21 protein-coding genes and 4 pseudogenes are annotated in these 24,542 nt (G+C 59.0%); 17 read left to right on the forward strand and 8 right to left on the reverse strand.

Annotation, left to right across the window (positions count from 1 at the left end; all coding sequences use genetic code 11):
- Positions 1-354: 354 nt before the first annotated feature.
- On the reverse strand, positions 355-1,611 hold the full coding sequence (locus XH83_RS38185) for a diguanylate cyclase (RefSeq protein ID WP_128929965.1): 1,257 nt from the start codon (positions 1,609-1,611) through the stop codon (positions 355-357).
- Positions 1,612-2,707: 1,096 nt separating this feature from the next.
- On the opposite strand from XH83_RS38185, the gene XH83_RS38190 reads away from it, so the two are divergent.
- Complete coding sequence (locus XH83_RS38190) at positions 2,708-3,517, forward strand: GntR family transcriptional regulator (RefSeq protein WP_232995542.1); 810 nt, start codon at positions 2,708-2,710, stop codon at positions 3,515-3,517.
- A 41-nt stretch (positions 3,518-3,558) separates the two neighbouring features.
- Here XH83_RS38190 and XH83_RS38195 read toward each other — a convergent pair whose 3' ends face one another.
- Positions 3,559-4,719, reverse strand: coding sequence for an amino acid aminotransferase (locus XH83_RS38195; RefSeq protein ID WP_128929963.1), 1,161 nt, complete (start codon positions 4,717-4,719; stop codon positions 3,559-3,561).
- 446 nt (positions 4,720-5,165) lie between these two features.
- Here XH83_RS38195 and XH83_RS38200 point away from each other — a divergent pair, with 446 nt between their 5' ends.
- The 7 genes from XH83_RS38200 (at position 5,166) to kynU (ending at position 12,414) form a co-directional block, all read left to right on the forward strand.
- Positions 5,166-6,101, forward strand: a complete 936-nt coding sequence (locus XH83_RS38200; protein WP_128929962.1) for a hydroxymethylglutaryl-CoA lyase — start codon at positions 5,166-5,168, stop codon at positions 6,099-6,101.
- Entirely contained in the window at positions 6,101-7,315 is a 1,215-nt protein-coding gene (locus tag XH83_RS38205) for a CaiB/BaiF CoA-transferase family protein (RefSeq protein ID WP_128955189.1), read from the forward strand. Before XH83_RS38200 ends, XH83_RS38205 begins: the two co-directional genes overlap by 1 nt.
- Positions 7,316-7,361: 46 nt before the next feature.
- Complete coding sequence (locus tag XH83_RS38210) at positions 7,362-8,408, forward strand: ABC transporter substrate-binding protein (protein WP_128929961.1); 1,047 nt, start codon at positions 7,362-7,364, stop codon at positions 8,406-8,408.
- On the forward strand, positions 8,408-9,253 hold the full coding sequence (locus XH83_RS38215) for an ABC transporter ATP-binding protein (RefSeq protein ID WP_164933581.1): 846 nt from the start codon (positions 8,408-8,410) through the stop codon (positions 9,251-9,253). Before XH83_RS38210 ends, XH83_RS38215 begins: the two co-directional genes overlap by 1 nt.
- Positions 9,254-9,255: 2 nt before the next feature.
- On the forward strand, positions 9,256-10,107 hold the full coding sequence (locus tag XH83_RS38220) for an ABC transporter permease (protein ID WP_128929959.1): 852 nt from the start codon (positions 9,256-9,258) through the stop codon (positions 10,105-10,107).
- A 256-nt stretch (positions 10,108-10,363) separates the two neighbouring features.
- Complete coding sequence (gene kynA, locus XH83_RS38225; RefSeq protein ID WP_128929958.1) at positions 10,364-11,203, forward strand: tryptophan 2,3-dioxygenase; 840 nt, start codon at positions 10,364-10,366, stop codon at positions 11,201-11,203.
- Positions 11,200-12,414 carry a kynureninase gene (kynU, locus tag XH83_RS38230; protein ID WP_128929957.1) on the forward strand — a complete coding sequence of 405 codons (1,215 nt, stop codon included), beginning with the start codon at positions 11,200-11,202 and terminating at the stop codon, positions 12,412-12,414. The genes kynA and kynU overlap by 4 nt, the downstream gene beginning before the upstream one ends.
- 647 nt (positions 12,415-13,061) lie before the next feature.
- On the opposite strand, the pseudogene XH83_RS40045 reads toward kynU, so the two are convergent.
- Together XH83_RS40045 and XH83_RS38235 are read right to left on the reverse strand one after the other, a co-directional pair.
- A pseudogene (locus tag XH83_RS40045) lies at positions 13,062-13,302 on the reverse strand (IS630 family transposase); the annotation flags it as partial.
- A 224-nt stretch (positions 13,303-13,526) separates the two neighbouring features.
- A complete protein-coding gene (locus XH83_RS38235) occupies positions 13,527-13,856 on the reverse strand; it encodes an EAL domain-containing protein (protein WP_128930197.1) in 330 nt (109 codons plus the stop codon).
- Positions 13,857-13,924: 68 nt separating this feature from the next.
- On the opposite strand from XH83_RS38235, the gene XH83_RS38240 reads away from it, so the two are divergent.
- The 7 genes and pseudogenes from XH83_RS38240 (at position 13,925) to XH83_RS38270 (ending at position 18,201) form a co-directional block, all read left to right on the forward strand.
- On the forward strand, positions 13,925-14,299 hold the full coding sequence (locus tag XH83_RS38240) for a hypothetical protein (protein WP_188637391.1): 375 nt from the start codon (positions 13,925-13,927) through the stop codon (positions 14,297-14,299).
- A gap of 176 nt (positions 14,300-14,475) precedes the next feature.
- Positions 14,476-14,949, forward strand: a complete 474-nt coding sequence (locus tag XH83_RS40550) for a transposase (protein ID WP_128929538.1) — start codon at positions 14,476-14,478, stop codon at positions 14,947-14,949.
- A pseudogene (gene tnpB, locus XH83_RS38250) lies at positions 14,946-15,300 on the forward strand (IS66 family insertion sequence element accessory protein TnpB). The gene XH83_RS40550 and the pseudogene tnpB overlap by 4 nt, the downstream one beginning before the upstream one ends.
- A 50-nt stretch (positions 15,301-15,350) precedes the next feature.
- On the forward strand, positions 15,351-16,910 hold the full coding sequence (locus XH83_RS38255; RefSeq protein WP_128929539.1) for an IS66 family transposase: 1,560 nt from the start codon (positions 15,351-15,353) through the stop codon (positions 16,908-16,910).
- Positions 16,907-17,533 (forward strand): UPF0149 family protein, encoded by a 627-nt coding sequence (locus XH83_RS38260; protein WP_232995571.1) that lies wholly within the window; start codon positions 16,907-16,909, stop codon positions 17,531-17,533. Before XH83_RS38255 ends, XH83_RS38260 begins: the two co-directional genes overlap by 4 nt.
- A gap of 75 nt (positions 17,534-17,608) precedes the next feature.
- Positions 17,609-17,797, forward strand: coding sequence for a type II toxin-antitoxin system HicA family toxin (locus XH83_RS38265; RefSeq protein ID WP_128929956.1), 189 nt, complete (start codon positions 17,609-17,611; stop codon positions 17,795-17,797).
- Positions 17,798-17,802: 5 nt separating this feature from the next.
- A complete protein-coding gene (locus XH83_RS38270) occupies positions 17,803-18,201 on the forward strand; it encodes a type II toxin-antitoxin system HicB family antitoxin (protein WP_128929955.1) in 399 nt (132 codons plus the stop codon).
- A gap of 496 nt (positions 18,202-18,697) precedes the next feature.
- On the opposite strand, the gene XH83_RS40055 is transcribed toward XH83_RS38270, so the two are convergent.
- The gene (locus XH83_RS40055; RefSeq protein ID WP_308421745.1) at positions 18,698-19,786 is read right to left on the reverse strand and encodes a Fic family protein; all 1,089 of its coding nucleotides are present in this window, start codon (positions 19,784-19,786) and stop codon (positions 18,698-18,700) included.
- Between the two features lie 4 nt (positions 19,787-19,790).
- A pseudogene (locus XH83_RS40060) lies at positions 19,791-20,051 on the reverse strand (Fic/DOC family N-terminal domain-containing protein); the annotation flags it as partial.
- Between the two features lie 537 nt (positions 20,052-20,588).
- Between XH83_RS40060 and XH83_RS38280 the strand changes: the two are divergent.
- Both XH83_RS38280 and XH83_RS38285 read left to right on the forward strand, forming a co-directional pair.
- A complete protein-coding gene (locus tag XH83_RS38280) occupies positions 20,589-21,107 on the forward strand; it encodes a helix-turn-helix transcriptional regulator (RefSeq protein ID WP_249798546.1) in 519 nt (172 codons plus the stop codon).
- Complete coding sequence (locus tag XH83_RS38285; RefSeq protein WP_128929953.1) at positions 21,100-22,323, forward strand: type II toxin-antitoxin system HipA family toxin; 1,224 nt, start codon at positions 21,100-21,102, stop codon at positions 22,321-22,323. Before XH83_RS38280 ends, XH83_RS38285 begins: the two co-directional genes overlap by 8 nt.
- A gap of 278 nt (positions 22,324-22,601) precedes the next feature.
- On the opposite strand, the gene XH83_RS38290 is transcribed toward XH83_RS38285, so the two are convergent.
- The gene (locus tag XH83_RS38290; protein ID WP_128929952.1) at positions 22,602-22,922 is read right to left on the reverse strand and encodes a ferredoxin family protein; all 321 of its coding nucleotides are present in this window, start codon (positions 22,920-22,922) and stop codon (positions 22,602-22,604) included.
- A pseudogene (locus XH83_RS38295) lies at positions 22,919-24,534 on the reverse strand (FAD-dependent oxidoreductase). Before XH83_RS38295 ends, XH83_RS38290 begins: the two are co-directional and overlap by 4 nt.
- Positions 24,535-24,542 lie beyond the last annotated feature (8 nt).

Here is a 24,542-nt window from a genome sequence, read left to right on the forward strand (position 1 = left end):
GCCCGAGAGGACGCTGAATAACCTCTTCGGCTTTCTTCGGCAAAATCAAGGTAAGCTATCAAACCGCGCACGAGCCAATGAGTTCGCGGCGCTGACCCAAGAGGAAGTCGAGAGGATTGAACAGTTATACGCAGGTTCATTTGGCAAAGCAGAGCCGTAGCCAAGTCTCTGCCGTGCAGCGAGCGAGTATCGCTTTTTCAGATCCTGGAATCTGAATATGACTGCTCAAGTGGATCAGACTCGACGCGAGATCGGCTACCCCAGCCCGGATCGGGGGAGGCACGGAAGCAATCGAGAGCTTAGCGTATGTCCCTGGCTTACGCAGCTTCCCACGGGTTTGCCCAAGCAGGAAAATCAAACCCCTCGTGCTGCTTCTGAGGACGACGCCATAAACGTCAATGGTTCAGTCAACGAGCGAACGGTGGCGTCGGCCACAAGTGGAGGCCAGACCTGATTACGTCCTTTGCCTTTGGCGGCATACAGGGCGTGATCGGCCGCAGCAATTAATTCCAGAGGAGACAAATCCGACGGCGAACAAGCTGCGACGCCAAAACTGGCGGTGACGATGCCTAAGAGGCTCCGGCCTTCATTGGGGATCGCAGCAATTTCGATCGATCGGCGAATGCGTTCGGCCAGCCGCACGGCATCCATCATCGCCATATCCGGCAGGATTATCAGGAATTCTTCGCCTCCATATCGGGCGACGAGGTCACCCGTCCTTCGTATCTCTGCCTGAAGTATGGCGGCGACTCGTTTCAGGCAGAGGTCGCCTGCAGCATGTCCGTAGCGATCGTTCAAGTGCTTGAAATGGTCGATATCGATCATGACAGCTGAAACGGGCGATGCTCGGCACTCGGGGCGAGACCAAACTCGCGACAGTTCATCATCAAGATGCAGCCGGTTTGCTAACCCCGTCAATGGATCGCGGCGTGAAGCGGCGTCCGCATCGGCGTGCCTGAGCCGATCTCTCAGCGAATAGAGGTAGGCTCTACGGAGATCGCGCTCCATTGTATAGTTTGCGATCAGAGTGATGTAACCGCAGATGAGGAGCTGAACGATGATGGTCACCGCTATCGGGGCGGAGATGTAGCTTGCGGATATGACGAACGCGGTGTGAAGCAACAGGATCGCGGCAGTCACGACACGAGCGAAGCGGAATTCGAGTCTGTGCAGTGAGACATTGGTGTAGAGCAAAGTTGGAATCACCACGTACTGGTAGTGCGCAGCGCTCTCGCTCGCCGTCAGGGCAAAACCGAGGTCGATCTGCAAGATGATGAGTAGCGGAACACTGGCTGCTAGGAGCTCCCGTACGAAGGGCCTCGGTTTGCGCGATACGAGCCAGGCGACCAATAGCATCCACGGAGTCACTATTGAGAAATGTACCCACATGGCCAGCCGCACGACGTCCGGGACCAGCAGCCAATCTCCGAGCAGAAAAAGGTTATAGAGGGGAGCCGAAACGAGCAGTCCGATCGTCAAGCGCTTACACCGCTTGTCGTGCATGTCGGCTTCAAATTGCCGTTCGATGTCCGGGGGGAATCTGATCGATCGCGTCCGTCGCCCGTTCACGCAGGCGTCGACGGAAGCTAATGTTACTGCGATCTCGTTCATTCCAACCTGCCACTCGGACAAGCGGCAGTATAGTTTCTATGCGTTACCGGACCACTTCGGCGAAGCGTAAATATTCCGTTTGATTTCCGGTTTGATCTTACCCTCTCCAGAATCTTGGCCATTTCAGCAGGAGATGAATGCCGTCGGTCCCGTATTTTCCCGGTGAAAGATCAGCAGACCAGTGGCGACTATTCGGCTGCTCCTCACCGTGGCTCGCCGAGCCGACCGCCCCTTCAGGCGTGTGCGTCCGCGGAGGGTTGTATTTGGGGCGCGGTGAGACGCGCCCGCGGGTCGGGCGGCATTAAGAATGGCAGCCCAGGCCAGAAGTCCATAGACGCAACCCAAGCTCCGAGGACGGGTGCAGCCGAACCAGATGGTTGACATCCTCAAGTCCGCTTTCCTGGAACGACAGCTCGGGATCTGGCACTTTCTTGGCGATCTTGCCGCAGCAATACCCTTCCGGGAAATAGCTGACGCTGCTCGCAAAAAATTAGGTTACGTTGAGGGGTGCCATGAGCGCAGCCGGAAGTACCGCATCAGAGGACATCGAACTGGAACGCCGGCTGTTCTATCTGCCGACGCTTCATCTCGATCCATGGACGAAGGCTTGTGTTGACGGTCGCGCAATCTACCTCGATGGGCTTGAGGCGTTCAAGATTAGGAGGGCTATGCCAGCATCTCGCGCATAAGATTGTTACCGAGTTTGTCGATGCATCTACGTAGAAAGGAGGACGCGAACCAGGAGTACGCCGGATCGAAGTGCGCCTCGACGAGATTGAGCGCGAAATCAGACGCGTCCATCCGAAAGCCGCAACTGGCTTCGCCAAACTTCGCGTTGCGCCTCCTTAAGTTGGAAGGCGGCGGACTTGGAGCCTTGCCACAGCGGCAATGTTCGCATCCTTAGTACAATAGCTCCAAGTTGACTTCGCTCTTGGCCACGAGTTACATCCACATGCTGGCAAACGGGAAAGAAAGACCTTTGAATCGAGATGCTCGGCCGTTGTCGCCCATCTCACGACGGCCCAAGAAAAAGAGCCCGCTCGGTCGTGCCGAGCACTTGGCTGGGCTCATTTTGTCCGTTGTCCGTCGCGATGGGATGAAGACCGGCGATCGCCTCATCGAGCAAAAGCTTGCCGATGCGCTTGGCCTGTCGCGCGCGCCAATTCGCCTAGGCTTAAAGGCTCTAGAAGAGGCGGGGTTCGCGCGCGGTGAATTGCACCGCGGCTTTGTCTTGACAAGAGACCCTACGAGCGTAGCCGCACAATCCACACTGGCGGCGGTAAGCCGCGCGGAAGAGGCCTACGCGACGATTGCAACGGACGTGGTCGCAAAGCGCCTTCCCGCCGATGTCACGGAAGCCGAATTGCTGCGCCGTTACGATCTAACACGCACCGAATTACAACGACTGCTGGATCGGATCGCAGCGGAAGGGTGGATCGCGCGCTCACCGGGCTACGGGTGGCGTTTTGCTGAAACTGTATCAAGTCCCGAAGCGCAGACACAAGTTATGGCGTTCCGCGCGGTGATCGAACCAGCAGCAATTGCTCAACCTGGTTACGCTCTGGCGCCAGAGGTCATCGAGCGACTTCGCGAGCGCCAGCTGCGCATTTTTGATGGCGAGCTGGAAAAATTCACGATAGGTGAAGTGTTTCAATGGGGATGTGATTTCCATGAGGAGATCGCGCGCGGTGCCAAGAATCCCTTCTTCGTCGAGTCACTTAAGCGCGTAAATTCGATTCGTCGCTTGTTTGCATACCGAAGCTTCGCTGATCGCGACGGCATGCGCCGGCACGTGAAGGAACACCTGAGGCTGCTCGACGTCCTGGAGGCCCGCCGGTATGCTGATGCATCGGCTCTGATGATGCGTCATATTCGACGCCCGCTTAAGGTGTACGTCTTCAGATAGGTGCCACAGGCGGATCCGTTTCCGAGTTGCATTTCGACAGCTTAAACTGCTCGCCGGACACTGTCGACAAAGCGTGGCACGTCGTCAGTTGTAAGGCCGGCCAGATTGATCCTGCCGTTTCCAACGATATAGATCGCATCATCCTTGCGGAGACGGTCGATCGTGGCAGAATGCAAGGGTAAGGTGGAGAACATTCCCTTTTGCGCCCCGAGCTGAGAAAATTCGGGCATACCCCGTCCGACGGCCGCACGAATTTTTAAAATTCTTTCCCGCATCGTCGTGAGCTCGCGAAGCCAATCCTGACGAAGGGCGGTGTTCGACAGGATAGTGCCGACGACCGCAGCACCATGGTCGGGCGGCATGGACCAGTTAACTCTCGCTAGGGCAGCCATGGCTTGAACAGTCCGCCCTACTGAGACCGGGTTCGTGCCATAGACGAAGAGCGCTCCGGTCCGCTCCCGATACAGTCCGAAGTTTTTGCTACAAGAATAAGCGACGAACGCTTCGCTCACGCTGGACAGCACTATTTCTAGTCCTTCTCTATCCTGCTCTAAACCATCACCGAATCCCTGATAGGCAAAGTCGATGAGAGGAATGAGGCCTCTCTCCTCCACAAGTTGCGCGATCGCCCGCCATTGATCAAGGCTAAGATCCGTGCCCGATGGATTGTGGCAAGTCGCGTGAAGCAGCACGATATCCCCTCTCCTTGCGCTCTTGAGCGATGAGAGCATTTCGTCGAAGCGAAGCGTTTGAGAAATGACGTCGTAATAGGTGTACGTACCTATTTCCAATCCCACGGCCTCAAAGATTGGAATGTGGTTGCCCCATGTCGGCAGGCCCACAAATATCCGGCTAAAGGGTGCCGCCAGCTTTATGACCTCGCAAGCTAACCGGACCGCACCGCCGCCGCCAGGTGTCTGAACGCCACCTAGTCGATCCACCTCGATGTTTCCGATCGCGAGCTCGCGGATAAGGCTGACGAACTTTGTGTCACCGAGTGGGCTTACGTATGATTTGGTGTCCTGTCCCTCGACCAAGAGATGTTCGGCGGCCTTCACCGCGGACAGGACGGGCGTAACGCCGTTATCGTTTCGATAGACCCCCACACTCAGGTCGATCTTGTCCCGCCGAGGATCGTTGCGGCATGCCTCGGCTAACGCCAACACGGCGTCGGCCGGCAGATCAGGCAGGGCTTGAAACATAGCTTCTCCTTACTGAACGATCGTTTGTGCGGCTCATTGGCTCTATGCAATGAGGGCTGGAGTTGGCGCGCCTCTTCAATCGGGCACGGGCGTGGCTTCGTGGACGAAAGGCATTCTTGGTGCGGCGCTTCCGTTTCACCAAGAACGCTATTTGGCTTACGCCAGAACCGCAGGGCGAAAGGATTCCGTCGGGATGCACCCCTGAAGCGGACGCCCGATGAATATCGCCGCGCGGCGCGCGAACAGGCAGCGCCAGGCAGTTCAGCCAACAGGATAATCCATGCAAACCTCACCCGAAAATAGAATTCCGCGGAATGCGAGCGGATCATGTCCTGGCCGCCCACCGGCAGAGCCTCGTTCCGGGGCCCCCGAAGCGGTTCGGAATCTTCATTGACAGATGATGTCACATATTGTTCTTTAATGCAAGAATATACAATAGGGCGCCAATGGACAATTCACCGGATGTGCACATCTGCGAAGTTGCACCGCGCGATGGCCTTCAAAACTTGGATGTCATTGTGCCAACAGGCGCAAAATGCGAGCTGATCAGTGCGATCGTCGCCGCGGGGGTGAGCGAGGTCGATGCGGGCTCATTTGTACCGGCTACGGTCGTGCCGCAATTCGGCGACGTTGGAGCAGTTGTTGCGCACGCGTTGACCCATAAGTCTACGACCATCGGCGCGGTCGTACCGAACGTTAAAGGTGCTGAGCGCGCGCTCGCGGCCGGAGTCAACAGCATGTATTTCGTGATCTCGGCGAGCGAAACGCACAACCGGGCGAATGTGCGCCGCACGATTGAGGAACAGCTCGAAGCATTCCGTGTAGTTCGTGCGAGGATCAACGCGCAAAAAGCTCCTGAGCGGCCGCATCTTGTGGGCGCTGTAGCGACAGCTTTTGGCTGCTCAATGGAAGGCGACGTCAGTGAGGCCGCGGTGTGTCGCCTTGTGCAGGGTTTCGCCGAGGCGGGTGCGGACGAGATCGGACTAGCAGATACCGTCGGCTACGGCACCCCAACGCAGGTTAAGCGGATCGTACGCGCGGTTCGCAACGAGACCGGCCCAAAAATGATGCTCAGGCTACATCTGCATGACACGCTTGGCGCCGGTCTTGCCAACGTCGTCGCGGGGCTCGAAGCGGATGTCCGGCGCTTCGATGCTGCTGTTTCGGGGCTTGGCGGCTGTCCCTTCGCACCGGGCGCACGGGGCAATATTGTGACTGAGGATCTCGTGTTCATGCTCGAACGGATGGGCCTCTCCACTGGGATCGATCTGGATCGGTTGATGGCGACACGCGAAATTCTCGCCCGGCACGTTGAGCAGAAGCACCTGACAGGTCATCTGCACGAGGCTGGAATTCCAAGGGTGTTGCGGAGGGTGGCATGATGGGCGGCAATCCCACATCAGGGCCGACAATTCCCCGCCCCCTCGAAGGCGTGCGCGTCGTTGAATTCAGTCAGATGGTCATGGGCCCTACCTGTGGGCTCATCCTCGCCGACCTGGGCGCCGATGTGGTCAAAGTCGAGCCGCTCAAGGGCGATCGCACTCGCTATTTCAAGGGGCCTGCCGCGGGTTTTTTTGCGACATACAGCAGGAACAAACGCAGCATCGCGCTCGACACGTCGAGCCCGGGAGGCAAACAGGTGGCGCGCCGGCTCACTGAGCGCAGCGATGTTTTGATCGAAAACTTCCGACCGGGTTTGATGAAGAGGGTCGGTCTCGACTACAATTCAGTGGCCGCATTCGCGCCGCGGCTGATTTATTGCTCACTCAAGGGATATCTCCCCGGACCCTACGAGAACCGTCTTGCGCTCGATGAAGTCGTTCAGATGATGGGCGGGCTCGCCTACATGACCGGCCTGCCGGGCCAGCCAATGCGCGCGGGCGCCTCAGTGAATGACGTCATGGGTGGCATGTTTGGGGTGATCGCGATCCAAGCCGCGCTCGCCGAACGACAGCGCACCGGCCGCGGTCGTTACATCCAAAGCGCCCTCTTCGAGAACAACGTCTTTCTAATGGCACAGGCGATGATGTGCGAGGTCGTCACCGGACGCCCTTCAATTCCGTACTCGGTGAAGGACAGTCCTTGGCCGATCTATGACCTGTTCGATACAAAGGACGGATCAAAGCTTTTCGTCACTGTCGTTGGGGAGGAGCAATGGCAGGCGTTCTGCCTCGCGTTTGATCGGGCTGCCTGGCTGAGCGATCCGCGTTTCATCACGGCTCAAGGTCGAGTTGATCATCGCGACTGGCTGATCCCGGAAGTCGCCAAGATATTTGGCGGCTGGAACAAGGCCGAACTTGCCGCGAAGCTGGAAGAACTTGAGCTGCCCTATGCGCCCGTGAACAAACCGGGTGATTTGTTCAGCGATCCCCACCTCAATAAATCGGGTGGTTTGACCGAGATCCGCTTGCCCGATGGCCGTAACACCAAAACCCCCTTGCTGCCGATATCGCTCGACGGCCGCCGCCTCGCAAATGGCAATGACCCGCCTCAGGTCGGCGAACATACACACGACATCCTCGGCGATATCGGGTTTTCGACAAACGAAATCGCTGCGTTAGAAAAAGCGGGGACAATCGCCTCGTCGGCCGTATGACGGATCTTAAGCGCCTGGTTCGCAACAAGCAGCAGGGGAGTAATGCATGACCATCACACGGCGCCGAGTCCTTGTTTCGGGCTCCGCATTTGCGGGCACCTCGTTGCTGCCGAGCCAGTCGCGCGCTCAAGGCAAGCCGGTCACCCTCGCCTTCGGCCCCACAACGCCAATCTATGCCATCGGCATGATCGCCGAGCTCAAGAACTATTTCAGGGATGAAGGACTCAATTCGAAACTGATTACAGGCAACTCGGGCAGTTTCGGTCGCCAGATGCTCGCTTCGGACCAAGCGATGTTCGCCCACGGTGACGCCAGTCACCCCCTTCAACTCACGGCGCGCGGCAAGGCATGCAAAATTCTGCTCGCAACTGAAATGGCGTGCTCGTACGCCAATGTTGTTGTGCGGCAAGACCTCTATGAAAGCGGCATCACGTCGCTCGAGAAGCTAGCGGCCTACAAGCGCCCAGACGGGGCCAAGCCGATCATCGCGGCCACGGCCATCGGATCGGGCAGTTGGGTCTATGGCACTTATCTGTTTGAAGCACGAGGGCTTGGCGGAAAAGTGAATTGGGTCGCTGGCGGCGGGCAGGAGATCATGTTTCCGTCTCTCGAAACCAAGCAGTTTGATGCCATCATGGCACCGCCAAGTTGGATCATCGAAATCAAGAAAAAGGGCTTTGGCACTCTGATCTACGATACCTCCCAACCGGGGATGTTTGAGAAAGATTTCGGGGGCACGGTTCCGGTGCTGGTCGTCTACACGCTGGCGGACACGATCGAGCAGGACAAGCCGACGGTACAGGCCTTCGTGAACGCGATTTATCGGGCGATGAAGTGGGTCAAAACGACGCCGCTCGCCGAAGTCCAGGCACTGGTTGCGCCCAAGTGGTTTTCTGGAATCGATCCCACCGCCGTTAGCGCAGAGCTTGGCTTTGACAAATTGACTTGGGCATATGACGGAAACATCGACAAAGCCGCCTATGATCGGGGCAGCAGAATTTGGTCCCGCAAGGGTACAGAAATTCCGGAGACTGCATACGAGGACGTTGTCGATATGAGCTTTCTCAATGTAGCGAAGGCAAAATACAAGTGATGTCCGCGCCTGGCCCCAGCCTCGCCGTTGCCCGAGAAACGACGAATGCGGACGCTGGTCGCACTCGGATTGCTGTGCAAGGACTAGTTAAGCGCTTCAGCGCCGGTCGAGGCGATTTTGCTGCCGTCGACAATGTATCATTCGAGGTTCGCCAAGGCGAATTCGTTGCCTTGCTCGGCCCCTCCGGCTGCGGAAAGAGCACGATCCTCAACATGGTGGCCGGGCTCTTGCCACATTCAGGCGGCCGAATTCTCGTCGACGGCGACTTAGTTGATACCGGCAAGGTAAATTCCAACGTCGGTTACGTGTTTCAGCGCGACACACTATTTCCTTGGCGAACGGTCGAGCAGAATATCGGCTACGGGCTCGAAATCTCCGGTATCACGAAGACGGAGCGTTCCGCGCGGGTTGCCGATGCGATTGGAAAGGCCGGGTTGACTGGCTTCGGCCAGAGCTTTCCTCGGATGCTTTCGGGCGGGATGCGTCAGCGGGTGGCCTTAATGCGCACCCTCATCCTCGAACCTGAAATTCTCCTGATGGATGAGCCTTTCGGCGCGCTTGATACTCATACCAAGCTGGAAATGCACAAGACATTGCTCGATATCTGGGAGCGCGAACGGCAGACTGTGCTGTTCGTAACTCACGACCTCGGCGAGGCGCTTACACTGGCCAGCCGCATCATCGTCCTGTCCGCAAGGCCCGGACGGCTGAAGGATGACTTCCAGGTGCCCTTTCCTCGTCCGCGAGATCCAGTCGGGTTGCGCGAAACGGCCGAATTCGGCCGCCTGTATTCTCACATCTGGCATTCGCTTGGCGAAGAGTTTCGCCGTACCAAGGCCGATTGATCATGGCTACCCGTCGTCAGGTGATCGTGCTCTGGCAGATCGCAATTTTCGCTTTTCTGCTTGTGATTTGGCAATGGGGCTTTGAATGGAGCAAAGCAGTTCTGCCAAGAGCCTATGTTCCCAAGATTCTCGACCCGTATTTCGTGGCGAAGCCGTCATTGATCTGGCAGAGCTTCTTGCGGCTTAGCTGCCTCAACGACCCATCGGATTTTCTGGTCTGCTTCAGGAATGCCGATAACAATCTTTGGATAGCGACGCTTGTCACGCTGAAGAATACTTGGTGGGGATTTCTGTTCGGCTCGGCCGCCGGCATCGTCGTTGGCCTCCTCCTCGGACGCTCGGACGTTCTTGCGCGCATATTTGGACCGTTCATTCTGGCGTTCAATTCGATCCCACGCATCGCGCTCGTGCCACTGATCATTCTCATGTTTGGCCTTGGCGATGTGTCGAAGGTGGTGACCGCCGCACTCGTCGTGTTCTTCATCGTGTTCTTTAATACGTTCGAAGGCACGCGGGCGGTCGACAGAGATCAAATTGCCGCCGCCCGCCTATTGGGCGCGAGCGAGCTGACCATCTTGCGTACCGTTGTCATTCCGTCTGCGCTGGCCTGGGTGTTCGCGTCTCTGCTCCCTGCAGTGTCGTTTGCACTTGTCGGCGTGATCGTCGGAGAGTTTATCGGCGCTGAACGTGGCCTCGGCAAGCTCATCATTGAGGCAGAGGCACGCGCCAATGCCAGCGAAATGATGGTCGCGATCTTTATAATGATGATCGTCGGAACCATGCTGGCGCTGCTTGTACAATATTTGCAATCATACCTCTTGCGTTGGCAGCCGCAGTTCGAAAGATCTGCATAAATCGTCGACCGGCAGATGATGGAACAGCGACGATGAATGCGCAATTTGGCACGCTCGCAGCGCGGGTGGGCGGCGGTGAACGTCTCAGCTTAAGTTGCCAAGCCGAGCTGATGGGGGATGTCCGGATCAGGCGGGAGGTTCCGAGTCGTCTCGTCGTCGAGCCAAATCGCAACCCCTGCAGGCGCAGTCGTCCCACTAAGAGATCCCTGGTCAGAGCTCACCCCTTGTCTGATCGGTCTGACTAAGGACGCCCGCGATGGCCAACAATGACTACGATCCAACAGCAGAAGGCGCAGAAACGAATTTCGCTGCGCGGATGTCCTATAGCGATTATCTGCGATTGGAGACCATTCTCAGCGCGCAGCATCCGCTGTCGGATGCGCACGATGAGATGCTGTTCATTGTGCAGCATCAGGCCTCGGAGCTCTGGATGCGACTTGCCATTCATGAATTGGGTGCGGCCCGCGACGCGATTGCACGCGACGCCGTCGCGCCGGCAATGAAAATGCTGGCGCGCGTCTCACGTATCTTCGAACAGTTGAACAGCGCATGGGACGTGCTGCGCACGATGACGCCAAGCGAGTATACGCATTTCCGGGCGAAGCTCGGACAGTCGTCCGGCTTCCAATCCCGTCAGTACCGCCTCATCGAATATGTTTTGGGCAATCGCAATCCAGCCATGCTGAAGCCGCACGCGCATGATGCGGAGGCGACACGGCTTCTTGAGAGGGAGCTCACAATCCCAAGCCTGTACGACGAGGTGCTGCGCCTCGGCAACCGCAAGGGGCTTGCGATTCCGCGCTCCGTACTGGAACGTGATGTCCGTGAAACGCATCGCCTCAACGATGCAGTGGTCGAGGCCTGGCGCTGTGTCTATGAGGCGCCGGAAACGCATTGGCTGCTCTACGAGCTTGCTGAGAAGCTCGTCGACTTCGAGGACTATTTCCGCCGTTGGCGCTTTAACCATGTGACCACCGTGGAGCGCATCATCGGCTTCAAACGAGGTACGGGAGGCACCGGCGGCGTCAGCTATCTCAAGCGAATGCTGGAGGTCGAACTATTCCCGGAACTCTGGCGCGTCCGAACGGTCCTATGAGCACTACAGAAAACAGATTGCGCGTTTACGAACAGACAAAGCCGCTGTTCAACATTCCGGACGGTGTGACATATCTGGATGGCAATTCGCTTGGTCCGCTGCCGCTTAGCACGGCTGATCGAATGGGCCGCGTCATCCAGCAGCAGTGGGGCGTCGAGCTGATCCGCGCCTGGAATACTGCCGGCTGGTATGTGCAGCCGCGCAAGCTGGGTGATCGGATTGCACGGCTTATTGGCGCTGAAACTGGGTCTGTCACCGTTGGCGATACGCTGTCGTTGAAGGTCTATCAGGCGCTCTCCGCCGCGCTCGAGATGAATCGTGATCGCAAAATCGTGTTGTCGGATACCGGCAATTTCCCGACCGATCTTTATATGGCCGAAGGCTTGATCGCGACCTTGGGACGCGGGCACCAATTGCGGCTCGTTCGGCCTGAGGAGATAGAGGAATCGCTGTCCGAGGAAATCGCGGTGCTCTATATCACGGAGGTGGACTATCGCACGGGGCGGCGTCATAACATGGCCGAGCTCACCGCAAGAGCCCACGCACTGGGCATCGTCACTGTCTGGGACCTCGCACATTCTACCGGCGCGTTGCCCGTCGATCTCGCACGCGTTGGCGCCGACTTCGCGGCCGGATGCACCTACAAGTATCTCAACGGCGGCCCTGGGGCGCCGGCGTTTCTCTACATTGCGCCGCGCCATGCTGATCACGCGCGGCCTGCTCTGTCGGGCTGGATGGGCCACGCCAAGCCCTTCGCCTTCGATCTCGGCTATGCACCAGCAGTTGGCATTGAGCGCATGAGGATCGGCACTCCGCCCGTGCTCGCTATGGCAGCGCTGGAAGCCTCGCTCGATATCTGGGACCGCATCGACATGCATGAAGTCCGCGCTCGCTCGCTCGAGCTCGCCGATCTGCTGATTGGCGAAGTCGAGCGTCTCTGCCCGCAGCTCAGGCTGGTGACGCCGCGCTCGCATGAAGAGCGAGGCTCACAGGTTTCGTTCGCATTTGAAAGGGGCTACGCAGCGATGCAAGCCCTGATTGCCCATGGCGTGATCGGCGACTTTCGGGCGCCCGACATCATGCGGTTCGGTATCACCCCGCTTTATATCGGCAAGGCCGAAGTGATGAGAGCAATCGAGGTGATCGAGCGGGTATTTACGCGGGAGCTTTGGCGGCGGCCAGAATATGACGTTGTGCATGCCGTGACATGAGCGCTTAGCAATGCGTGCGTCTCCACCAAGTCTGCTCACACACAATACCCTGCTGCGAGATAGCAGGTACTCGTCTGGCGGGTGTCCCTTTCCCCGACACAAAATCGTGTTACAGTCTGTGCATACTAGTGCTCGCTGGGATTTTGCATCACCTTCCCTTGGCTGGCTAAACGCCGCTCGCATCGGTTTTTCAAGCGGGCGGCGTTTTTGCCTTTTTGTGTTTACCGCCTTGAGCCAAACGAAAAAGCCCCGGTTTGCCGCCGGGACCTCCCTTTTCCGATATACGCATTTAAGCTGTGTCGGGTGGGACTGAGGAAGCACCCGACGATCTCCGCCTAACCGCGGTGTCCTAATTCATCGTTACGGAGTCCGAATTAGGATTGAACCTACAGATAGGCATGCATGCCGTTCCCGAGCGCCCCCGGCGAGGAGCTCCGCTCCTCGTTCCGCGACGGATCGAAGCAGGATGGAGTGCGTCGTTTCGGCGTAGAGAAGAAGGGAGTGTTCGAATGAACGGTGCCTTCTGGTTATTGCTCTTACTAGCCCGGCTTATCGGTGTCGGAAACGACTGAAACTCCGAAATTTGAGCGGGATCACCCTAACGTTTTTTGGAACGACTAAAATGCGCGAGCACCTAGTGGTTCAGCTCAGTGATTTTGACTCTTTGCGGTGGCTGGATAGGCGCGGCCGAGTTTGGCGCGTGCTTTGTCAGGTTGCGAACATCCACTTGATGCGAGCTCGAGTTTTGCTTCGCCGGCTTTGCCATGCTGCGATCTCGTTTCGGGACCTTTTGGGGTCGTCGATGCGGCGGCCAAGACACTGGCGCTGAAACACGCTGATCTCGCACTCGACCATGATGAGCCAACTGGCGTGTTTCGGGGTGTAGTGACCTGCCGGCCAAGCCGTCTGGCCCCCTCGCCCGCAACCGTCGAATTTTTTGGTCGCGCGCCTTCCGGCGCCGTCGTCGCAATGCCCACTTCCCGATCGAAATTATTTCGAAAAATGATAAGAAAAGGCGCGTCACGGAAAGCGACCAGAAAGATCTGCTGTCATCGGCAAATCAAGCAGACTTCATGATCTTCACGGTCCCGAACGGTATGCTACAATGTGCATTACACGGAGTGCCCAAGCCCCATCTTTCGTCGACGTGACCTGCCACTCATCATGTGGGACAAAACGGCGTGTGGCAGTTTTAGCCTACCGATCAAATAGCCTTGTGCTGCGTTGCAGCCGAGTTTGGGCAACCACGACCATTGCTGCTCCGTTTCGATACCCTCGGCCAGCAGCGGTATTCCAAGACTCCTGGTCCTGCTCACGATGGCACGCATGATCGCGTCGGAGCGCTGGTTGGTTCCAAGCTCCGCGACGAAGGGGCGATCGACTTTGATGCGATCGAATAGGAAAGCGTGGAGGTAATCGACTGACTTGGCTTCACGAGGAATACCACGCCTATCTGCAGGCTGCTGACGAGCCGCGTCGCGGCGACCTCGATAGCCGAGGCAATCTTACGATGGCAGGGCTTCTTGATTTCTGCAAATTCTTCCTGGCCACCTGTGTTGACCAGGTCAACTTCATGGCCGGGCTTTTGGAGCCGGAAGAATTACTGAGGCGGATGGAGATTTGGACCGAGGAGGAGACGCGTGCAAAGCGCCTTCCAAAGGGTTCATGGCCTTTGCTGCGCGAAGCGGTCATGGCGGGCGAATATGCTCGGGGCCCTGCGCGCGGCCTCACCGGCTACAAAGAGCGCCAGGCGCGGGCGGTGCTCAACTCCCTTATTGAAAAGGGTTACCTCGTCTCGTCCACAACACGCTCGCCGGTGAAGCTCGGCTTCCCAACTGCGGTTGTCGATCGTTGGTTTCCAACACTGTATCAGCCAACCGCTTAGAGCCACACGCCAGCCCGCTGCAGATTCGGTCCTGTTACCGCCGCCTCAGAAATTCCGGTATCGAAGGCGGAACCCTGGGGTCAACATTGGGTGTAACCGGCATGAGCCCCCCACCTGGGCATCGCGCGAATGAGCTGCGATACAGCCTGGCATGAACTGTTTTTTGGAGGTGGGCTATGGCAGATGCCATGCATGAAGCCAGGCTTGATGCCAGGCAGGAAAGCGGCTCCTATCGTCGGATCGAGGTGATCACAGGGCAGCGTCGACGACGGCGCTGGACGGCTGAAGAGAAGGCTCGGATCGTGGCCGAGAGCTTCGAGGAAGGGGCCAATATTTCCGAGGTCGCTCGGCGCCATGGCGTTGTCCGTGGGTTGCTGACGGTGTGGCGGCGCAAGTTCGCGACGGCAGTGAGCTTTCAGGCGCCAGGCTTCGTGCCGGTCCGGATCGCTTCCGAGAGCGGTCCGGCGACGGCAGACGAGTCGGACCGGTTAGCGTGCGCGCATAAGGTGCCGCCGCAGATGGCATCGGCTCCAGGCAAGCTTGGCGGAATGATCGAGATCGAGCTGGGCGGGGCACGCATCCGGGTCGAGCCCGGAGTGGAGCTGGCGACGCTTTCGACAGTGCTATCGGCGCTTCGGGGCATCCGTTGATTGCATTACGGTCTGACCTCAAGGTGGTGCTGGCGGCACAGCCAGTCGACTTTCGCAAGTCGGTGCACACGCTGTCGGCGCTGGTGAGCGAAGCGTTGCACGCGAACCTCGTATTGCGGCGACATCTTCGTGTTCCGCAGCAAGCGCGCGGACAGAGTGAAGCTTCTGGCATGGGATGGTAGCGGCATGGTGCTGGTGACGAAGTGGCTGCACCAGGGACACTTCACCTGGCCGCCGGTCCGCGACGGCGTGGTGCATCTGAGTGCGACACAACTCGCGATGCTGCTCGACGGACTTGAGTGGACGCGTGTTTCACACAAGCCTGTGAAGCAGCCGGCCGTTGTCGGCTGAGAGGCGAAGATTTTGCTGGAGCCTGTGATGGGCGGATATATCGTTCGATCATGGCGATTCGTCCCGAAGCTCTTCCGACCGATGCAGCGGCTCTGGCCGAGATGGTGCTCGCGCTTGACGCCGAGAACGAGAAGCTACGTGTGGCGATGCAGACGCTGAAGGAGATGATCTTCGGCAAGCGCTCAGAGCGGCTGGCGGCGATCGTGGCCGAGCAGCTCGCGCTCGAACTGGACGATCTCGCGACTGGCGTCACATCACCTGCGCCAGCCAACGACGATTTGCCTGCGACGAAGCCGGCTGGGAAGCCGCGCAAGAAGGCGAGGCGCAACATCGGCGCGCTACCCAAGCATTTGCCTCGCTGCGAGCAGGTGCTCGAGCCAGACACGACAGCGTGCCCGTGCTGCCAGGGCCTTCTGCACCGGATCGGCGAGGATGTGAGCGAGGTACTGGACGTGATCCCGGCGATCCTGCGGGTACTGCGCACGATTCGTCCCAAATACGCCTGCCGCGGCTGCACCGACGGCGTGGTGCAGGCGAAGGTGCTGCCGCGTCTGATCGACAGCGGCATGGCATCGACGGCACTCGTGGCTCACGTGGTGATCTCGAAGTTCGCCTGGTATCTGCCGCTGTACCGCCAGGTGCAGATCCTGGCCGGTCAGGGCCTTCATCTCGACCGCGCGACGCTCGCCGGCTGGGTGAAGCGTGCGGCATGGTGGCTTAAGAGTCTTTATGAGCTTCAGCTGCGGACGATCCAGGCTTCGCCGCGGCTGTTCTGCGACGAGACGCCGATGCCGGTGCTCGATCCCGGACGACATCGCACTCGTATCTGCCAGTTCTGGGCGCATGCGATGGATGATCGCCCATGGGGTGGCCCATCGCCGCCGGCGGTCGCCTATGTGTTTGCGGATGGCCGCGGCACCGAGGAGATCGCCGGGCAATTGGCCGGCTTCTCCGGCATTCTGCAGGTGGATGGCTATGCCGCCTACAAAGCGCTTGCCCGCGGTCAAGGCGGGGCGATCCAGCTGGCTTTTTGTCTCGCGCATGCCCGACGCAAATTCGTCGAGGTGTACAAGACGATGCAGTCGCCGTTCGCTCACGAAGTGATCGAGCGCCTGCAAGCGGTCTACGCCATCGAGGCCGAGATCCGTGGCTTGAGCGCCGAACAGCGGCTTGCCGCCCGCCGCACCAGGTCCGCACCGCTGATGGAGGTGCTGAAGGCGCGACTGACCTCGATGCTCGACCACCTGTTCTCCCAATCGAAGCTAGTGGAGGCCATCAACTATACGCTCAATCACTGGGACGGACTGACGCTATTTCTCCGCGATGGCCGCGTCGAGGTCGACAGCAACACCGTCGAGCGTTCAATGCGCCCGATTGCGATGGGGCGCCGTAACTCATTGTTCAGCGGCAGCGAGGGCGGCGCCGAGAGCTGGGCAATCCTTGCGTCGCTGGTCAATACGGCAAAGCTCCACGAACTCGATCCGCAGGCCTATCTGGCCGATGTGCTGGAGCGCATCGTCTCCGGTCAGACCAAGAGCCACCAGCTGCACGAACTTCTCCCCTGGAACTGGAAGGCGACCCGCGAGCTCAGCGCACGGGTGGCCGCATGACCCGCCGCCGCCGTTCATCATCTTCATCATCGATGGCGGCAGCCGCGATGCCGCTCGACGAACTTGAGCCTTGGCTACAGGCTCGTGCCGAGCAGCATCCCGTCGCCACCAGTCTTCCCATGCTCGACGGCTATGTCGCCGCGATCGTGGCCGGGCCGGTGTCGATGAGTCCGCTCGACTGGATCTGTCCGCTGCTCGCCATCGACGCCGACGCATTCAACCATGGCGGCACGCCGGAGTTCGCCGCGATTTCGGCCGTCGCGCTGCGCCACAACGACATCAGTAATGTTCTTTCCACCGCACCACATCGGTTCGCACCGGTCCATGGCCGCAAGCCGAATGGCGACGTTGATGCGCGGCCGTGGTGTCAGGGATTCCATGCCGCCATGCGGTTGCGACTATCAGCCTGGGGCCCACTGCTCGACGTCAGCAACATACACCACGGCTTGCTCCTGCCCATCCTGCTGCATTGCGTCGACGATCAAGGGCGTCCACTGCTTGGACCACCAAGGAAAGGCCGCGAGACCGAGGAATTCCTGCGCAACGCCCATGCCGACATTCCGGACGTCGTCGAGGCCATGCGTCAGTACTGGATGCCGACCCGCTACGCTCGCACAGGCTGATCACTGCAGACGTGGGAGCTCATACCGGTTACCATTGGGTTGACAGTCTACACATAGTGTGTATAAATACACACTATGAAAAGCCGGGAAATTATCTCGATCCTTCAAGGGGATGGATGGTTTGAGGTGGGCCGGAAAGGCAGCCATGTGCAGTTCAAACATCCATTCAAGAAGGGTCGCGTAATTGTTCCGCACCCCGAACGGGATGTCCCACTCGGGACACTGAAGAGTATTGAAAAGCAGTCAGGTCTCAAACTGAGGTAAGCGCCATGCGTAACTATATTGGTCTTATCCATAAGGATGCCGACAGCGATTTCGGCGTCTCATTTCCAGACTTCCCCGGAGTGATCACGGCAGGCAAAAGCCTTGATGACGCTCGTGCTATGGCAGAGGAAGCCCTCACCCTTCATATCGAGGGTCTTGCTGAAGATGGAGAAGCCATTCCGGAGCCCTCTACTCTAGAGGATGTTATGGCAGATCCTGATCATCGAACTGGGGTAGCTATTTTGGTGTCGGTCAAACCCGAACAACCAAAGGCTATACGTGTGAATGTCACCCTTCCTGAGGACGTTCTGAATCAGATCGACAAATATGCTGAAGCGCACGGCTTTACGAGATCGGGCCTCCTAACTCAGGCCGCGAAGAGACTCATAGGAGAAGCAGCCTAAATCAAGGCTCTGAGTTCATTCGAAAAAGACCGCAATACGATCAGACGGACGCATTGCGGAATGGGCACCGCTATGTGGGCCGATGCGATGTTGACGCTGTTCAAAGCGACATGCCGAGACGCAGGTTGAATTCTGCCGATCGGCACGAGCGTGGTCCCCGGCACTGTTACGTTGCACCCCCGGACTCCTCGGCACTCCGAGCCTGCGCGCCTTGATCTGCGTCGACAGCACCGTGAGCCACGTTCGATGGAACGAGGCGTGGGATTGCAGTTTGATGGCGAAAGCATTTGGACGAGGTGAATTCCGGCTCCGGCAGCAATTCGGTTGCGGGGGCCGAGTTCGTTGTCAGACGGCCAGCCGTAGGCTCAACGGATAGCCAATACCGAATAAAGGCCGGCGGCGTGGACAGTGGTCGGCCAGTTGCGACGGATGCGAAGAAGGCCGCGGTTGAACATGACGCGAGCATCCATGGCCGTGGACCACCTGGACGATCCGCTTAGCTCTCGCGGCATAGTTTGCCTGCCCATAGTTCCAAATTTGCCAGTTCTAAATTTTTCATCCGCCAATACCGGCATAAGAGAACGGATTTATTTCGATGAAGCAGCCGGAGCGCCTCTTCGATTCTGAGCCGCAGCCATCTTCCGGAATTCGCTCTATGGCCCCTTGGGGCCGACCGAGATCTTGTCAGGACCGACCTCGGGACTGACGTTTGCGAGAACCGGCTCTTCGCCGAACGGGCGGTTGATGATGGCAAGCGCCTCCGAGGCGGCGTACGCGGTTGCGCGCGTAGCCGGTCCGCTCCCGTAGGATGCCCACCTCTTCCAGCTGCGCGATGCCCTGGTTGATCTGGGCGGTAGAGATGTCGAGAAGTTCGCGGAGCCGTTTCGCCGTCACGACCGGATAGTTGTGAAGCTCGTCCAGCGCCCGAAGAGCCGCAGAAACCCTTACGGAATTTCCGGCGACCCCTCCAGCGTTCGGACAACTCCGACAGCGCCTGCCGGGTGCGGATGAGCTCTTCAACGGTGGCGGTCACGGCGTCGGCCATGAACGTGATGATCGGCTCCCAGTCGAGCCGCTGCTGGGCGTTCTTGAGGGATGCGTAGTACGTGCCCTTCTTGCTTTCGATGTAGGGAGAAAGGTACAGCGGTACACGCTTCTCCGCCGCCATCATGAGCGGGAGGAGGAGACGACCCACGCGACCGTTGCCGGCGCGAAAGGGGTGTACCGCTTCGAAATGGGCGTGCGCAATGGCCATGCGCGTGATGAACCCTTGAGTCATCTGCTGCATGCCCTCGTTCCGGAGGTAGTCGACCGCCTGAGCGAGGCAATCTGGCACGTCGGGTGGGGGTGGAGGATTTATACTTGAATATGCGATGTCTTTGTTCCCGCCGATCCAGACTACGCGCGTTCGGAAGTCGCCGGGATCGTCCTGATAATCCGGGTCGTCCTTCATCACGCGCGATGGAGATCCTTGATCGATCAATAGTGAAGACGCCGTAGCCAAGCTCGGTGGCCCGCGGGACAAACCTATCGAGGGCGACGGCGTAGCTGCAGACCTGGCGTGCCTCGTTGCGGGCGCCGTCATCGCCCGTCTCTTCGACGGAAAGCAGTTCGTCGAGAGTGCTCTGGGTGCCTTCGATCGACGAGGAACTGACCGCCTCGCGCCTGGTAAGGATGGCGTTGACCGTCCCGAATGCCGCTTGTGCCGCTTCCAGGGCTTTCGCTGCACCGGGGGCGAATACGCCGTCCTCTGGAGGTGCCGGTGGAACGATCCCGTAGTGGGAATCGTAGGGTGGCGGAAGCCGTTTTAGGGTTTCCCGGATGGTGCGGCTGAGATCGCTACGCTTCATGGAACCCAAACTAAGAGGCTAATTTTGCTAGTTATATTTTGGGTTGTTGCAAAAAACCATAACACACCGCGATCGCTGAGGCTTTATTTTGGTTCGCAAGGAAGCAATTCCCTCGTGTTTATGAGTTCCGGCCTTTGCAAAGCGGGTTGATGGATCTGAGGCTCTCAAAGTCTCTTTCGTTATCGGTCCACGATGGATCCGTTCGCCTCTCGGCTATGGCAGCGATGATCGTCTAGGCAGCTAGGTTTTTCGCAGTTTCTTGCGCGGGCGGGAACGCCGCAGGGCCTGGGCCGGGCGGCCTAGTCAAGAGCCGGCCCGGCGAAGGCCGCGCGCAAGCGAAATTCGTCCGCGCTTCATCGATAATTTTACTTATCATGATGGCTGCTTGATAACAATACTGATCGGTCAGCTTGAGACATGTCGGCGTTTCGATATATAATACAGATCGAATGACTTATTTGATCAGGATAATATATTGTGACTTACCAAAGTGAAGAGCTCATCAAAGCCGCCTCCGCTCAGCGCGCAAAGGCGGGCATGAGCCAACGCGCGCTGGCGGCCCGCGCGGGTATGACCCAGGCGCACATCTCGCAAATCGAGACCAGTCGCCTCGAACCGGGCCTGTCGAGCTTCATGCAGATGGCGCGGGCGCTCGACCTGGAGCTCGTCCTTGTGCCGAAGAAACTTCTTCCCGCGATAGAGGGCTTACTGCGATCAAACGCTGCCGAATTCTCGTCCGAACAAGGATCGTCGGATGTCTTCAGCAAGGCCGAACGCATCGTCTCTGGTCAAAGGAAACGCTATGGCAGTTCAGCCACCCTCGACCGCATCGCCGAATATTTTCGCTTTCTGAAACAGGTCCATCTTTCAAAAACCGACCTGGCACTTGTCTCAGATATCGTCGAGAGCCTGCGTCCCTATAGCGTCGAACCTATACCCAGGGCTCTGCTGGAAGATTCTGCAGGCGCGTTACAGGGTGTACGCAACAGGGTCGCTCATCCCGAAGAAGCCCCTCGCCCCGCCTACGCTCTCGACGATGAGGACGACGATGCCTGACGTATCCGTTCTAAATGTCCACCTGCACGATACCCCGATCGCGACTCTCACACTCGTGCAGGGCGATCGTTCGCTGCTCGCCTTCAATCAGACCTACATCGATGACGCCCACCGTTCCACCTTGAGCCTGTCTTTCAAGGACTCGTTCGGGAATCTGCTCACCTCGTTCAAACCGTATCAACAAGTTCTCGCGCCATTCTTCTCCAATCTTCTGCCGGAAGGGCCGCTTCGTCGCTATCTTGCGGAACGGGCGGGCGTGAAGGAACGGCGCGAGTTCTTCCTCCTGTGGATGCTGGGCCGAGACCTTCCGGGTGCCCTGTCGGTCCACCCGGCCGATGGAGACGCGCTGCCCCCCCAGGTCGAGGAGAATCTTACGCCCGATAAACGGCAGAACATGATGCGCTTCTCGCTTGCGGGCGTGCAGCTGAAGTTCTCCGCGCTCAAGAATGATCCCAAGAAGGGCGGACTCACTATTCCGGTCGAAGGTGTCGGCGGTTCATGGATCGTCAAGCTACCGTCACATCAGTATATCGGCGTGCCTGAGAACGAATACTCCATGATGACCCTGGCGAAGGACATCGGCATGGATGTGCCCGAGCTTCAACTGATCGACGTCGAGGCAATCAAAGGTCTTCCGGACGGAATCGGCGAACTCGAGGGGCGGGCGTTTGCCGTGAAGCGGTTCGACCGCACGGCTGATGCTCCGGTCCACATGGAGGATTTCGCTCAGGTATTCGGCGTCTTTCCGGATGAAAAATACGACAAGGCGAATTACCGAAGCATCGCGCGTGTCCTCGGCATTGAGACTGGTGAGGCCGACCTCGCCGAGTTCGTCCGACGACTCGTATTCAGCACACTGATCGGCAACGCCGACATGCACCTGAAGAACTGGTCATTGATCTACCCTGATGGGCGGACACCCGTCCTGTCGCCCGCCTACGATCTGCTCTCGACTATTGCGTACATCCCGGACGACAAGATGGCGTTGAACTATTCGCGCACGAAGAAGATGGCCGAATTCTCAAAGGACGAGCTGGCGCATCTGGCTGCCAAGGCGAAGATGTCGGAGACGCTTGCGCTCGAAACGGCTGCGGAAACGGTGCAGCGCTTCAAGAAACTTTGGAAGGAGCGCAAGACAGAACTCCCGCTGCAACGACAAGTCATCGAAGTCATCGATGCACATACCGAGACGATCCCGATCTACAAGGAGCTCTAAGGCTTGAATAGCCGGGGTTTCTGACAGAATAGAGTGAGAGACGCTTCCTTCCCACTGGTTATTTGAATTCGATGAAGTCCCTGCGCGCGGACTGTGGGGTCAGGCGAGCCTCGCCCGGCGCTGGATATGAAATTCTTGAGTTGCGAGTAGACCGTCATTGACGGTTTCTATCAGATCTATGCGTCGATCCCAGCGAAGTTGCCTCCATCGCGTTACGCACCTACGCCGCAACGTTAGTCGCATTGATGGCGGAGCGGGAGCGAATGCATGCACTGTCCTCAATGCACAAAGAGGAGGTAGCTGCGATCAGCGTTGCGCCGATTGCTCGTCTCGTCGGTCCAGCCGACGGCACGGCGATAGCTGCCCATCACCCCGGCCTCCTTGACGGTGACAAGATCGACCCGCTCTGTCTCATCGGCAAAAGGGGAGACGTAGAGCGCGTCCTCAGGACAATAGAGCTCGCAGAGGAAGCAGGTCTGGCAATCGCTCTGCCGCGCGATCACCGGAAGCCCGTCCGTTTTGTCGAATACGTTGGTCGGACATACCGCGACACAAATGTCGCAAGAGGTGCAGCGCTCGCTATCGATGACCTCGATCATTCCGCAGCCTCCGCGTAAGCCGCCTCGGCATGGGGCCGGACGGCGGTCCAGACTTCGTCAAGGCCGCCCGATGTCAGGTAGTGGCGCTGCCGATGGTCCTGCTCGGGGAAATCGTCACGACGATGCATGCCGCGGCTTTCCTGACGCGCCAGTGCGCTGCGGTACATCCATCGCGCTGTGGCCAGCATCGCCGCGCTTTCACGCGTGCGGAGCAATTCGGCCGCGCCGGCAGCGCCTGCTTCCGAGACATCGCGCCAGGCGGCATCGAGGCGCGCCAGCGCACCACCGAGCCGTGAGGCCTCGCGGAAATAATTCAGCTCATAGGGGAAGACCTCGTCCTGGACGGCTCGCGCCAGCGCGGCCGGCTCGAATGCGCGCCGCGACCGGCTCCGGAGGCCGACCGTTCCAGCCGAGGACAGCTCTCGACCGTCAGCGGCTTGCCGCGCGTAGTCCGCGGCGCCCTGCCCGGCCAGCGTCCCCGACGTCATCGCCCAGGCGGCGTTGTGGCTGCCGCCGCCGGTGAAGCCACCGCAGATCAATTCGCGCGTCGCCGCATCTCCGGCGGCATAGAGCCCGGGGACGGTGGTTGCGCAGGTCTCGTCGACGATGCGAAGGCCGCCGGTGCCACGCACGGTGCCTTCCAGTCGCAGCGTAACCGGAAAACGATCCTTGAACGGATCGATTCCGGTGCGGTCGAAGGGCAGGAAGAAATTCGGTTGCGAGGCCCGCATGTGCAGCTGGACGTCCGCGTCGGCCTTGTCGAGCCGCGCATAGACCGGCCCCCCGAAGCAGGGCTCGGGCAATCGCGGAACGACCGCCTTTGGATGCAGCACCAGCTGCCGTCTTCATAGGTGAAGTTGGCCCAGCCATAGAACAGCGTCTTGGTGACCGAGCCGAACGCCGGCGAGATCGCGTAGGGATTGGAAAACTCCATGCTGCTGAATTCGGCGCCGGCTTCGGCGGCCATGAGATAGCCGTCACCGGTGAGCACGTTCGAACCTAGCGTCTTGCTCAGAAACGCACAGCCGCCGGTCGCAATCACCACCGCTTTGGCGCGCACGGTCCAGCGATCCTGCTTCTGGCGACGCAGGCCGCTCGCGCCCGCAACCGCCCCGGCCTCGTCGAGCAATAATTCCAGCGCCGGGCTGTGATCGAGGACGGTGACGCCGGCCTGCTTGGTCCGCTTGCGCATCAAGCGCATATATTCGGGGCCTTGCAGCGAGTTGCGCTGCGACTTGCCGTGGTCATCCACGGGATAGGGATAGCCCCATTCGGCGAGGCGATTGCTCTGCTGAAAAGTGAGATCGAGCGTGCGGACCATCCAGCGGCGGTCCTGAAGATATCCGCCGAGCTTCTCGCGGCTCGCCATCGACGCCTCGCGGTCAGTCGGCGTGGGATCGACGTACCAGACGCCGGTTCCCGCCGCCGCGGTCGAGCCCGAGGTGCCGCAAAAGCCCTTATCGGCGAGAACAACACGCGCGCCGCGTTCGGCCGCGCTTACCGCTGCCCAGGTGCCCGCGGGCCCGCCACCCAGCACCAGCACGTCTGCATCATATTCGACCGATCCTGAAGGTGCGGACCTACGCTCGGCGCGATGGATTTGGTTGGTCATTGAACACG

Source organism: Bradyrhizobium sp. CCBAU 53351 (assembly GCF_015291745.1).
Taxonomy (GTDB): Bacteria; Pseudomonadota; Alphaproteobacteria; order Rhizobiales; family Xanthobacteraceae; genus Bradyrhizobium.